This is a genomic window from Shewanella sp. WE21 (assembly GCF_002966515.1).
Taxonomy (GTDB): domain Bacteria; phylum Pseudomonadota; class Gammaproteobacteria; order Enterobacterales; family Shewanellaceae; genus Shewanella; species Shewanella oncorhynchi.
In genome coordinates this window covers 2,538,732-2,551,745 of record NZ_CP023019.1, presented here as the reverse complement: position 1 = coordinate 2,551,745, position 13,014 = coordinate 2,538,732, and the positions used below count along the sequence as shown (strand labels likewise).

The 13,014-nt window shown below is 43.9% G+C and carries 12 protein-coding genes and 1 pseudogene; 4 read left to right on the top strand and 9 right to left on the bottom strand.

Annotated elements, in window-relative coordinates; genetic code table 11:
- Window positions 1-173: 173 nt before the first annotated feature.
- Both CKQ84_RS11105 and CKQ84_RS11100 read right to left on the bottom strand, forming a co-directional pair.
- Window positions 174-836, bottom strand: coding sequence for a pentapeptide repeat-containing protein (locus tag CKQ84_RS11105; RefSeq protein ID WP_105251314.1), 663 nt, complete (start codon window positions 834-836; stop codon window positions 174-176).
- A gap of 104 nt (window positions 837-940) precedes the next feature.
- Window positions 941-1,423: an SRPBCC family protein gene (locus CKQ84_RS11100; protein ID WP_105251313.1), complete on the bottom strand. Its 483-nt coding sequence runs from the start codon at window positions 1,421-1,423 to the stop codon at window positions 941-943.
- A 235-nt stretch (window positions 1,424-1,658) separates the two neighbouring features.
- On the opposite strand from CKQ84_RS11100, the gene CKQ84_RS11095 reads away from it, so the two are divergent.
- Both CKQ84_RS11095 and CKQ84_RS11090 read left to right on the top strand, forming a co-directional pair.
- Complete coding sequence (locus CKQ84_RS11095) at window positions 1,659-2,087, top strand: hypothetical protein (protein ID WP_105251312.1); 429 nt, start codon at window positions 1,659-1,661, stop codon at window positions 2,085-2,087.
- Complete coding sequence (locus CKQ84_RS11090; protein ID WP_105251311.1) at window positions 2,074-3,177, top strand: phosphoribosylaminoimidazolesuccinocarboxamide synthase; 1,104 nt, start codon at window positions 2,074-2,076, stop codon at window positions 3,175-3,177. Before CKQ84_RS11095 ends, CKQ84_RS11090 begins: the two co-directional genes overlap by 14 nt.
- Before the next feature lie 341 nt (window positions 3,178-3,518).
- Here CKQ84_RS11090 and CKQ84_RS24020 read toward each other — a convergent pair.
- Window positions 3,519-3,932: pseudogene (locus tag CKQ84_RS24020) on the bottom strand (transposase); the annotation flags it as partial.
- Between the two features lie 189 nt (window positions 3,933-4,121).
- Here CKQ84_RS24020 and CKQ84_RS11080 point away from each other — a divergent pair.
- Window positions 4,122-4,862, top strand: coding sequence for a hypothetical protein (locus tag CKQ84_RS11080; protein ID WP_158683036.1), 741 nt, complete (start codon window positions 4,122-4,124; stop codon window positions 4,860-4,862).
- Window positions 4,863-5,172: 310 nt separating this feature from the next.
- Here CKQ84_RS11080 and CKQ84_RS11075 read toward each other — a convergent pair whose 3' ends face one another.
- The 4 genes from CKQ84_RS11075 to CKQ84_RS11060 form a co-directional block, all read right to left on the bottom strand.
- Window positions 5,173-5,751, bottom strand: a complete 579-nt coding sequence (locus CKQ84_RS11075) for a porin family protein (RefSeq protein WP_105251308.1) — start codon at window positions 5,749-5,751, stop codon at window positions 5,173-5,175.
- A 615-nt stretch (window positions 5,752-6,366) separates the two neighbouring features.
- The gene (locus CKQ84_RS11070) at window positions 6,367-7,218 is read right to left on the bottom strand and encodes a class I SAM-dependent methyltransferase (protein ID WP_105251307.1); all 852 of its coding nucleotides are present in this window, start codon (window positions 7,216-7,218) and stop codon (window positions 6,367-6,369) included.
- Between the two features lie 140 nt (window positions 7,219-7,358).
- Window positions 7,359-8,135: an EAL domain-containing protein gene (locus CKQ84_RS11065; RefSeq protein WP_105251306.1), complete on the bottom strand. Its 777-nt coding sequence runs from the start codon at window positions 8,133-8,135 to the stop codon at window positions 7,359-7,361.
- A gap of 205 nt (window positions 8,136-8,340) precedes the next feature.
- Window positions 8,341-9,054 (bottom strand): oxidative stress defense protein, encoded by a 714-nt coding sequence (locus tag CKQ84_RS11060; protein WP_006083233.1) that lies wholly within the window; start codon window positions 9,052-9,054, stop codon window positions 8,341-8,343.
- A 417-nt stretch (window positions 9,055-9,471) separates the two neighbouring features.
- Between CKQ84_RS11060 and rimO the strand changes: the two genes are divergently transcribed.
- Window positions 9,472-10,890 (top strand): 30S ribosomal protein S12 methylthiotransferase RimO, encoded by a 1,419-nt coding sequence (rimO, locus tag CKQ84_RS11050; protein ID WP_105251304.1) that lies wholly within the window; start codon window positions 9,472-9,474, stop codon window positions 10,888-10,890.
- Between the two features lie 211 nt (window positions 10,891-11,101).
- Here rimO and fumC read toward each other — a convergent pair whose 3' ends face one another.
- Entirely contained in the window at window positions 11,102-12,505 is a 1,404-nt protein-coding gene (gene fumC / locus CKQ84_RS11045) for a class II fumarate hydratase (protein WP_105251303.1), read from the bottom strand.
- A gap of 209 nt (window positions 12,506-12,714) precedes the next feature.
- Window positions 12,715-12,939, bottom strand: a complete 225-nt coding sequence (locus CKQ84_RS11040; RefSeq protein ID WP_105251302.1) for a ribosome alternative rescue factor ArfA — start codon at window positions 12,937-12,939, stop codon at window positions 12,715-12,717.
- Window positions 12,940-13,014: the final 75 nt, after the last annotated feature.

Below are 13,014 nucleotides of genomic sequence, written 5' to 3'. Positions count from 1 at the left end.
CTTGAAATACGTGAATAAGATCAATAGGTCTTAAAAAACGGACAGAAAAAGCCGCCAGATGGGACAAATGGCGGCTTCAAAAACAAACAGATATTTCAGTAAATTGCGATAACACTCGTGGGATGAACATCACTATGCTGAGTGAAAAGCTGAGTAAAAACCTACCACAATCCTTAATCCATTAATTCTATATCGAGGCAGTTGAGCAGCCGAATCGCTTCATCGCGGCTAAACTTAGCGCCTTTGATTTTATTGTTAAAAATGTCGATATCGTAATTGGAGGCCTCGCTGAAATCCGCCTCCAATAATTGAGTTCGACCAAACAGGCTATGACTAAAATCCGTGTAGGTGAAATTGGCTTGATTAAAACTGCCCTCGCGAAAATCGACATCGTGGGCCTTGCACTCTTCGATGATAATTTCATCGAGGGACAAACCTAAAAATGAGCAATCATTTAGAATGCATTGCTTAAAGGAAAAGGGCGCGGCAAAGGATAAACGCGACCACGCGGCTCGGGTCCAATCGATACCGACTAACTTACACTCTTCAAACTCCACCCCGCTGAACTGACACTGGGGCACTTTTACTAAACTTAAGTTACAACGCACAAAGCGGCAATCGATAAACTTACACTTACGGAAAGTGCTCTCGCTAAAATGGCAATCTTGAAAGCAGCAATCCTCAAACTCGATGCCCTGTAGATCTTGTGCTAATTCCGACAAGCCATTGAACTGTTTTGATAAAAAACTATTGCCCTGCAAAGCCTCGCTTTGCGCTAGTTGCGATGGCGCAAGCACCGATTGTTTAAGCACTGGTACTTCTTTCTGTGACGACATAACACCTCTAATCCTGCCCAATCCCCAGCAATAAAATATGCAGGGCAATTGGGCTAGATACTACTTATTGTTTACTCTCTGATACGAGGCTTGAGACTCACCGGCTAAATGCTCGCGACGAGTTCCTCAAGCTGATCGGTCGCCTTAGACCAACCCTGATGAAACCCCATATCCTCATGATTCTGCCTATCTTCGCTATTCCAATGCAGCACCCGCGCAGTGTACTTGGTCTTGCCGTCCACAGGTTCAAAAGTAATAGTTGCCGTCATAAAGGCTTTATCGGACGGCACCCAAGCCTCAGTAAAGGCATCGGTAAATACGATGCGCTCATTCTCAACCACCTCGAGATACACGCCACGATTCGGGAAATCCTGTCCCTCAGGGCTACGCATCACGATCACATTTGAACCACCGGCACGCACATCTAAACTCGCGCTAGCCACAGTCCACGGCCTTGGCGTAAACCAAATTTTGAGGAGTTCTGGCTCGGTCCACGCGCGGAACAGCTTTTCTGGCGGCGCATCGATAATCCGCTCTAATACTAGCTCTCGTTGATTATCATTCTGTACATGCTGACTTGTGCTCATATTCCCTCCATTGGATATTTGGCTTGATGGTCTTGTCGGCTGCAGCTACGTCATAAGCTCGCACATCAGCGCGCTAAAATACAGCCCTTCAACATTAGCTCGTCCGCAGAACACCAGCCCTCCATCATGCTCAGCACTGAGTGTTAGCGCGTGATTCCCTTGCAAATCCTTATGCCCGCTAGATTCAAGCCACAGAACTATATAAAGAGCTGTGTAAAGATCTGTGCAAAGAACGATGCAAATAGCCGTGGCAAATTTTGTCAAAAAAGGTAGAATGTCGCCACTTTTTCGCGGCAGTCTAGAACAAGGTTCTCTCGGATTAATGGTTAGCATTTTCGAGCAAAATGGCACGGGCCCAGCCCGCTTTCGCAGACCACTTTCACTGTGGTGCCAACCTTGCCCTGCGTTTGTTCCCTCCCTTGCATTATCTCCACCCAACCCAATTCAAACACCGCCCGAAAATACCCCTTTTGCTGTTCAAGATTTAACATCAAATCCCGCAAACTGGCTGAACGCTTTACGCCCTAAGCCAAGCGCGAATAATAAAGCGGTTGCAATGAATCTGGCTGTTGCTAACGCCATAGTCCATCTGCAAACCGACACTTATAAAAACCTTATCCCTACACTCTCTATCCTAAGGAATACTCGTCATGAGTCTTGCTGATTCCGTATTAGCCGTGAATAACGATTTGCCAATCCGCACCGACAGCCCAGTCCACAGCGGCAAGGTTCGCAGCGTTTACTGGCTAACCGATGCCGACAGCCGCCGTTTAATCAAAACCAAGGGTTATAACGTCCCCGAAGATACCCCGCTCGCCATCATGGTGATCAGCGACCGTATCTCGGCCTTCGACTGTATCTTCCACGGTGAAGGTGGCCTCAAAGGCATTCCCGGTAAAGGCGCGGCATTAAACGCGATTTCTAACCACTGGTTTAAACTGTTCGCCGAAAACGGCCTAGCCGACAGCCATATTTTGGATATCCCGCACCCGTTCGTATGGATAGTCCAAAAAGCCCGCCCCATTAAAGTCGAAGCCATTTGCCGCCAGTACATCACAGGCTCAATGTGGCGCGCTTACTCTAAGGGCGAGCGAGTATTCTGTGGCATCACACTGCCAGAAGGCTTAGAAAAAGATCAAAAGCTCCCTGATCTGTTAATCACCCCATCGACTAAGGGCATTTTAACCGGCATCCCAGGCGTGCCGGCCCAAGATGACGTGAACATCAGCCGCTGCGATATCGAAGCCAACTACCAAGCCTTTGGCTTTGAAAAGTTAGAAGATATCGACCTGTACGAGAAGCTGTTAAAAGATGGCTTTAAAGTGATTTCAAAAGCACTGGCCGACATTGATCAAGTGTTTGTCGACACTAAATTTGAGTTCGGTTATGTGACCGATAAAAATGGCAATGCAAAACTGATTTACATGGATGAAGTTGGCACTCCAGACTCATCACGTATTTGGGACGGCGCAGCCTACCGCGATGGCAAGATTTTGGAAAACTCCAAAGAGGGTTTCCGCCAGTTCCTGCTAAATCATTTCCCTGATCCTGATGTGCTGCTCAACAAAGACAGAATGCCAGAGCGTGAAGCCCTAGCCCGCGACAATGACCTCCCACTTGAGGCTATGATGCAAGTGTCACGCACTTACACCGGCGTTGCCGAGAAGGTGACTGGCGCGGCGATTCCGCTGCCAGCGAATCCAAAGGCAGATATTATTAAGATACTCAAAGATGAGTATGATCTGATTGTGTAATAGGGAGTTGTAATCAAATCTGAGGTTTTGGGGGGGTTACCCATAGCTGAATAGTAGAAAAGGCGCTTAGGCGCCTTTTTGTTTAAGTCATTCACAAACTTAACCAATACATGGCTAATAATTAAGCACTGTCATTCCAGTGACACGCCATGAACTCATCCATGAGGGCTCGACGACGGCATCCATGCCGTCAACGGTCACTTCCATGCCAATGCTTAATTCAACCAACCTCTTCAGTAATCTGTATGCCTTTTTACAAGCATACACTTTGCAAATTTAACAATGGATGGCTCGTTAAAACCACGTTAAAACCTTGCGTTAAAACCTTTAACAGCGCATGAACAAACTAATGTCACATAAATCGCTATGGTATGCTTTAGCCTAGCCACCTCGTGAGCTTCAACTAACTCACATTTGGAGAATTTATGGGTTAATTTATCGCCTTTAAACAACTTATGCCACAGCCCAAGTACTTCGCGCTCAGTCCAACGATTTGCATTGTCGATATCTACCAGCAACACCACATGCAGATGATTAGACATTAACGCAAAGGCCGCCACATCAATGGCAAAAACGATTTCAAGTTCAAGTAATAATGACTATACCCAGCCCGACGATGCATCATTTCTCCTTGAATAAGTATCATCGCCACATAAAAAGGCACGGCGAACAACGCGACTGCAAGAATGGTAGAAAGGTGTATCTTCAACACTAATCTGAGTTCTGCGAAGGCTTGCATAGCAAGTTCTCCACATCAACAGTTTTATTGAGTTTAGTAGACTGTTAGAGTGTTAAATCATGTGATTTAACATGGGTGGCCAAATTTTGCTCTTAATTTTGTTATGACTTTGAGCTGATTTTGCTTTTACAGTATTTATTGAGAAGTTACAGAATATTTATTATTATCGGTGTTATAAGTAGTGAACATGGATGTAATGAGTATTATGAAGTTTGAATATTTTCTAAAAAATAGTGCGATAGTTGTCACTTTTATTACGGCTTTTTTTTATTGTTCTAGTACAGTTTATACACATGCGTATCTAGGTCGTTTAGGGCTTGATTCAGATGTGCTCGAACGTAGTTTTCATGCTGTTGTTTATCAAGGTTTTATATTTAATTTAGGACCAATGCTGATCTTTTTAATTGTAGTCATTGGATTGATTTTGATTAAAACCATCATCACTATTCAACTGCATCGTTCAATTAAAGAAAAGCGAAAAGATGCAAAAACTTTAATTAACCTTAAAAATAAAATCTTCAACTTTTTTAAAATTAAAAATAAATCTTTAGATTATTTTGAGAGGCCATTAATTAAAGGTTCTTTGAGTTTTACCATTGCTTTTTTTCTACTTTTTATCGCACTACTCACTCTAGCAAAATTTGAAAAAAAAGGGTCGGCAGTTGCAAATGTAGTTAATCAAAATATCGCTAATCAGCTAAGAGAAAAGGCTGCGCATAACGATTCAGCGGTTGTTATCAGTAGACAAAAAAATTCAATTATTATCCCCTCGTTACCTAAGAATGGCACTGAACTTATATTTCTATATTGCGGTTCTCATATGTGTGCTGGTTTTGATATAGACAAAGAACAAGTTATCTACTTCCCTAACACTAGTTTTTCATTCAAATCAGGAGTTGTCGATATAACATCAATTCCATTAAATAATGAACATTCAAAGTCTTAATTTTCCAAAATGCAAAGATGTAGCAGACATAACTGCTTTTGGGTTTAACAGCCGACACCAAGACCCCAGAAGTTAACCATCCCCTCGGAGTTTCCGCAGGACGAATAGAGGTCTTTATTTAATAAAGAGTGCATGAGTTCGGTCATCGAGTATCCAAGGGGGGAAGCCCCGCGACTTTGATCTTTATTTAAAATAAGTTAAACCAAATAAATTTTACAATAAAAATAAAATCAAAGTAAAAAAGGTGTGACACTTAGCGTGTCACACCTAGATAATTAATTATTAAATTATAAATATCAACAACAAATAATTAGAAGCGATATTCAACACCGATACTGGCTTGATTAAAGTCTGTATCTGTTTTCCCGCCATTGGCGACGCTATCGACATTAATATCTGCATCATACCAAGTGTACTCAGCATTAATTAAAAATCGATCTGTGACTTTAAATGCCACACCGGCGCCGGCGAATACACCTTCACCATCGTCATTGCCAGAAAAACCGACGACGTCATAATCTGTCGAATACCATAACTGACCACCTTTAGCATATAGCTCAACTCGGTCTGCAATGGGAAGCATGACTTTAAGGGCTGCCGTATAACCATCGGTTTCGGCATTTGCTAAACCATTACCATAATCACCAAAGTTAATGTAACTACCTTCAAGAGCAAGGTATTTATTGAACTTATAACCAACAAGACCCTGCATTACATCACTATTATCATCAAAATCATCATCGCCATCGACTTTTAAATAACCGTAGTTAGCGCCGACATAGATTCCGTTTTCTGCGGCATCACTGTTGCTCATGTTATCTGCATGAGAATATGCACTAAAAGAGGCTAAAGAAATAATGGCAGCTAAAGTAAGAATGGGATTTTTCATAAAGTACTCCTAGTTAATTATTTAAATACACTAAGGACATTACAAAAATAATGCCAACCTCGCAAAACCACACTCAGATCAATACATAATAAAAACAATAACCTTGCTTATCAACAGCATAGATTTATTTTAATATTTTAAATTCAAGTTAACTATTTTTATAAAACACATGAAACTTTTTTCATACTTACACTAAAGCCGTGCTAATTCTGTCTTAATGTATTTATTGCCTGTGAAATTGTAACTATTTCATAGGTAACAAAATAAACACACAAAATTATTACATTTAATTAATTCCATTATCATTTATATTGTGCGACTTATATATTAAAGTAAGTTTATTAAAGCAAGCTTTAACGGGAATACTGTGCGGCAGCGTTATGAACCAGAGTTATGGATGATGAACTGATTATTAAGCATGGACGTTATTTGGCAAGGAATATTCAAAAGGGGAACTGGTACTTTCCCCTTTTGGTCGACTCTTGATGAAAAATCAGGAGTGAAGTCTACTACTTTCATTTGGGTTTAAATAAAAACAGACTAGAAGAGAAGCGAGATTTAACGAGTAACAGTGACATTTGAGCAGGCCTTCTGTTACCAACCTTCAACAAAAGGTCAAATCTTCACGCAAACAAACAGCGCATTACCTGATGCTAAATCCCACGGGACAATTCTTTCATAATCGTGTTCGAAAACATGCACTTCAAAATAGGGCGCTAACAATTCCTGCAGCTCAGTGAAGCTGGTAGCGACCATAGCATGTTGGTCTTGCCATTGCTCAATACTGTGGACTTCTTGTAAGCCCACTTCTTGCAAACCTGCTGCGTGTAACCCGGCTTCCAGCGAGCCTAAACCTTTCATATCAGAGACAGGTAAAGGCGAGACCTCAGCAAACGGCTGACTGCTTTTGGCAATACTCAACTTTAATGACTGTTTCTCACCTTGCCCACTGTAATGCCAGCCGGATTCGAAGGCGAAATGGCTACCATCAAACTCGGCAAAATGCTTAACCGAACTTGTGTTATCGATTCTGTGCTTATCGACAGTATTAAAACAAAACAGCCCACCGTCATTAAGTGCGCTATGCACACTGGCGATACAGCTTTTAAGCCGTTCGATGCAAGCACTGTAATGGATGGAATATAAAAAACAGGTAATCAAATCGACGCGCTCTTCTAAATAAAAAGCCGTCATATCTTGGAGGTTAAACTGAGCTTCAGGGCAACGACGCATGGCCATGTCTAGCATAGGCTGATTAATATCAAGGCCACTGCATTGATAACCAAGGTCGATAAAATGCCGCACATGCGGACCAGTGCCACAGGCTAAATCAAGATGTTGCTTACCATTATTGCCGAGGAACTGATGCAGACGATGGATACTCGCGCTCTGTTGCTGGTAGTTGATATCGGAACACATTAAATCGTAATAACCGGATAAATCGGTATAGAGCGCGTTGGAAGACATAGTAGCGAATAGGTAACAAGGGCAATTTTAGGTGGCGCATGATATATCAGTTAGCCGATATCAGAAACAACGAATTATCCATCGAGTCTTAGCACGTGTTATCACTCTAATCGTGCAACGATATCAATCCACCTAACCATTTACTTTGGGGCGTGAAAGCTTAGCTCTTCATAGGAACTCAAATATTCGAGTCGTGGTTTGGCAAAATAATACCCCTGAAAATACTCAATCCCTATTCCAGCGAGATAATTAAGTTCGGCTTCTGTCTCAATGCCTTCGGCCAAAACTCTTGTATTCAGCTCTAAACAAATACGCAGTATTTCATCCACAGCTAACTGCTTTTCTCTATCGAGATCGATATCACGGATCAAGGTCATATCAAGTTTTAATACTTGAGGGCGCAGGGCTTCGAGCCAGCTTAAATCAGCAAAACCACTGCCAAAATCATCGATTGCCGTGATAAAACCACGCTTAGCATAGCTCTCGAAGATACGGACTAATTTTGCCCGATCGACAATTTGCTCGCCCTCAGTCACTTCGAACATAATTTTGTGAATATCAAACCCATACATGTCGGCGGCTTCAATCGTCGCGCGGATACAGGTCTCAGGGTTATATACGGCATTAGGTAAAAAGTTGATACTGAGCATCTTATCGAGTCCCAGCTTTGAAGCGGTTTCTATCGCTTTAACACGGCAAGCCTGATCAAAATAGTATTTATTATTTTCATTAATCCGCTCAAACACCCACGCTGCCCCTTCACCATCAGGGCCTCTAACCAGGGCTTCATAACCGCTAATCTCACGACTAGGCCAATGGATAATAGGTTGAAATGCCATTCGAATTTCAAATCCTAATGACTTACCACTTAAGCAATCCATGCAAGTTTGTTGCTTTATTCGAGCGGGAAAATCCATAAACGGCCTCCTAAACATTAACCTTACTAGTGTGAGGATAAATACTTAAATTTGCCAGTTTTTACTGTTCATCATCCTAATAAAATCCATCACATATTAGAGTGAAGAATGCTATTTCCAAAAATATAAAACGATTGTAAACGGCATAAAAAAATGGATGAATCCCAATAGGAGCTTCATCCATCACCATAGGCCTCAGACTGATTTACTTCAGTTTATAAATCACTTCAACTCTATCTTCTATGCTCACTTGACCATATTGATAACTCTCGGCGGCGCCCATGGCATCGGCTTTAGCGCTCATGCGTAACATGACAGGTTGCACAGGGCGTTGATCGTAATAACGGATCTGCCAGATCTTGCCTAGGTTTTCACCAAAGCCTTTAGCTAAAGATTCGGCTTTTTGTTTGGCATCCACAATCGCAGCTTGACGTGCTTTGGCGACGTATTCAGCTTCTTTACTCGACTTAAGGGCAATGTTATTCACCCGATTCATACCCTCTTCTAAGGCAGAATCTAAGATTGCATTCAAGCGGCTTAAGTCTGTTACCGTCACAGTAATTTGGCGACTGGCAGTATAACCCGTCAGCTCAGGAGCCTTATCCTGCACATAGACGTATTGCGGTTGAAGATTTAAATTCGCGCTCTGGATCTGATCTTTAGTCACACCCGCGGCGGTGAGACGGGCGATAAACTTAGCCACAGCGGCATCGGAATTATCTTTGGCGGCTTTAGCGGTTTTTTCGGTCACGGCCACTTCCACATTCACATCCGCCATATCGGGCTCGACTTGGATTTGACTCACACCCATGGTTTCAATATGCGGGAAATCGACCTCAGCGGCGAGTACCGCTGGCGCCATAAACGCGCTAGAAAAAAGACCACCCGCCACCAATACCGCTAAAAGAGAATTTTTCATAACTTACTCCAAAATAATGTGCTTATACCTAAACCACTTCAAATAGAACGCATATTCAAAACGAGACGGCTAAAACGACTGTGTCGCTTATTTAGCGCTTAGGCTATCAGTAAAAAGTGCCAATACTTGTGCCAATATGTAACAGCATCAAGAAATTGTCTCTTGCCCCTATAAACGCGGCCAATTTTAAAAAGAGTTAATTTTTCTGAAAAATGTTTAGCGCTTTTTATCCAGATGAGTTCGACCTTGGATCTTTGGCTTGTCTTCCTATATCCACACCCAAAATAGGCCTTAGGGTTAACTGGCATATTCAGCGCCCCAGTTGTACACTTTTCAGCCAAAGCTACTGTACCTTTTAATCACTTCAGGTATAATCCGCCAACTTTTTTAAGGCGGCTTATACCTCAGCGAGAAACCATGACAGTTGAAACTTTTAAACCCAAGCAAACGACCACGCTTGATATCCCAGTCAAAACATTAGAAGCAGCAAGCACTAATGCTGTTACCACTGGGAATCGCATCGGTTTCGTGTCTTTGGGCTGCCCAAAAAACCTCGTGGATTCAGAGCGTATTCTGACTCAGTTACGCATCGACGGCTACGAAGTCACTAATAGCTACGACAATGCCGACTTAGTTATCGTCAATACCTGCGGCTTTATCGATGCTGCGGTGGAAGAATCTCTGGATGCTGTGCGTGAAGCCTTAGAAGAAAACGGCAAAGTGATCGTCACTGGCTGCCTTGGCGCCAAAGAAAACCAAATCCGCGAAGTGCACCCAGATGTGTTAGAAATCACTGGCCCACACAGCTACGAAGCGGTGTTGAAGCACGTTCATAAATATGTGCCTAAGCCAGAGCACAACCCTTTCACCTCATTAATCCCACAAACTGGGGTTAAGTTAACGCCTAAGCATTACGCTTATTTAAAGATTTCAGAAGGTTGCGACAACCGTTGTACTTTCTGCATTATTCCTTCGCTACGTGGCGATCTCGACAGCCGCCCAGCGGGCAGCATCTTAGATGAAGCTAAGCGTTTAGTGGAATCAGGCGTACAAGAAATTCTAGTTGTGAGCCAAGACACCTCGGCCTACGGCAAAGACAAAGGCGGTCGTACCGATTTTTGGAACGGTATGCCAGTCAAGCAAGACATTACTAGCCTAGCGCGCCAACTGGGTAAAATGGGCGCTTGGGTGCGTCTGCATTATATCTATCCCTACCCATGGGTTGACGATTTAATCCCGCTAATGGCGGAAGGTTTGATCCTGCCGTATTTAGATATTCCAATGCAGCATGCTAGCCCGCGCATTCTCAAGATGATGAAGCGTCCAGGCCGTGTTGACCGTCAGTTAGAAGCGATTCAACGCTGGCGTGAAATTTGTCCAGATCTAGTGATCCGCTCAACCTTCATCGTCGGCTTCCCAGGTGAAACCGAAGAGGATTTCCAAATCCTGCTCGATTTCTTAAAAGAAGCTCGTCTTGATCGCGTAGGTTGCTTTAAATATTCTGAAGTCGATGGCGCTGTCGCCAACACTATCGCCGAGCTTATCAGCGAAGAAGTTAAAGAAGACAGATACCACAGATTTATGGAACTCCAAGCCGAGATCAGCGCCGAGCGTTTAGCCCGTTTCGTTGGCCGTACTTTAGATATTCTGATTGATGATGTAGACGAAGAAGGCGCTATTGGCCGCAGCTTCGCCGATGCACCAGAAATCGACGGCATGGTGTTTATCAATGGTGAAACTGAACTTGAGCCCGGTATGTTGGTTCGTGCCCGCATCACCCATTCAGATGAACACGATCTGTGGGCCGAAATAGTCGACGCTGACACCCAAGACTAAGCTGTTCTGATACAGGACAGGCTATGACTCAAAAAGCGAACCTCTGGTTCGCTTTTTGTTTTTATCATTTCGTAAGCATTAACACTGCGAATGCTTCAGCATCCTTACTCCACTGTTTCTTCACACTGTCTTGGCCCACGATATTGATTCATTGCCAGCCTCAATTTCGCTGATTTATCAGCAGCTAGGATGAGACGTTATGAATTAAGCATTAAGCATCGGGTCCCAACATCTTATTGGCATCGACCCAAAGCTCGAATTCTTCTGCTGTCACAAACTCAAGTTCTAATGCCGCTTGGCGCAGAGTCTTATGCTCGCTATGGGCTTTTTTGGCTATCTTAGCGGCCTTTTCATAACCGATATGTTGATTAAGCGCCGTCACTAACATGAGTGAGTTCTCCACATGCAGCGCGATTTGTGGCTCGTTCGCCACTATGCCGACTACGCAATGGTCATTAAACGACTGGCAAGCATCCCCCAATAAGCGCCCCGATTGCAGCACATTGGCGATGATCATTGGCTTAAACACATTGAGCTCAAACTGACCATTGCTGCCGCCAATCCCAACGGCGACATCATTACCCATGATTTGCGCGCACACCATAGTCATAGCCTCGACCTGAGTTGGGTTCACTTTCCCCGGCATGATTGACGAACCGGGTTCATTTTCAGGCAGTAATAACTCACCAATGCCACAACGCGGACCAGAACCTAACATCCTAATATCATTTGCGATCTTCATTAAACTAACCGCCGCCACTTTATAGGTTGCCGACAGAGCGACTAATTCATCGTGGGCAGCAAGGGCAGCAAACTTATTCGACGCCGTCACAAAGGGCAAACCCGTGAGTTTTGCGATATTGTCCGCCACCTTAACGGCGTAATCCTTGTGTGTATTCAGCCCAGTGCCGACGGCGGTCGCACCTAAGGCTAACTCGGCCACCCGCTTGAGACTGTGCTCAATGCCTTCGATGGCATGACTTAACTGCGCGGCGTAACCCGAAAACTCTTGGCCTAAGGTTAACGGTGTTGCATCCATAAAATGCGTGCGACCGATTTTAACTAGGTGCGCAAACTCCTCGGCCTTCATCTGTAAGCTCTGCTGCAATAACCTCATGCAAGGTAAAACGAGTTCAACCGCTTGACGATAGGCGGCAATGTGCATGGCGGTGGGAAAGGTATCGTTGGAGGATTGCGAGCGGTTAACATCGTCATTGGGATGCAAGCATTTAACCGCATCGATAAGTTGTCCACCTGAGAGTACATGGCCGCGATAGGCAATCACCTCATTGACGTTCATATTGGTTTGCGTGCCCGAGCCTGTTTGCCAAATTACTAAGGGAAATTGCGCATCGAGTTCGCCTGTAATCAGCTCATCGCACACTTGGGCAATCAGTTGAGCTTTATCTTGGTGCAAGACGCCAAGCTGTTGATTGGTAATAGCGGCGGCTTTCTTTAAATAGCCAAAAGCGTGGATCACTTCGACAGGCATAGATGCCTCAGCACCAATACGAAAGTGCAGCCGCGAACGCTCGGTTTGTGCGCCCCAATAACAATCGACGGGGACTTTCACCTCACCCATAGTGTCGTGTTCAACTCGATATTGCTGTGCCATGTGCATCTCCTTCGCTAAAACGCTCTAAGCGTTCACCATACTCGCTCAGGGCGAAAGTACAATTAACCTCCAACAAGGAGTATCAATAATAAGGCTGATTTAAGCGTAAAGATTGGCGTAAAGGCAGGTGGAGGAGCATGAATTGGTAGGATTAACGAGGCACTAACACAGCAGACTAAAACAGCGAACTAAAGCAGTAAAACAGCAGATTAACAAAAGCTCAAACCTAGAAAGTCAAAAGGGGCATCGCCCTTGTGCTGATGCCCCTTTCGGTTTTGTGCTTTACGGTCGTATGACCCTTTGCCCTTTTTCGCTTTCTCGGTGCGGGTCCTAAACAAGGGACTCGTCACTAACGCTTTGAGTGCGTTGTCGGTAATGGTGCCTCGACCACTTTCGTGTTCTAAGGGCATATTTTGCGGTTTTTGCTTAGTCATTTTATGCCTCGCTGCTTAATGAAAGTTAAGCCCATAGCCTAACAGCGCAAACTATAACGCAATCAAATCAGATGT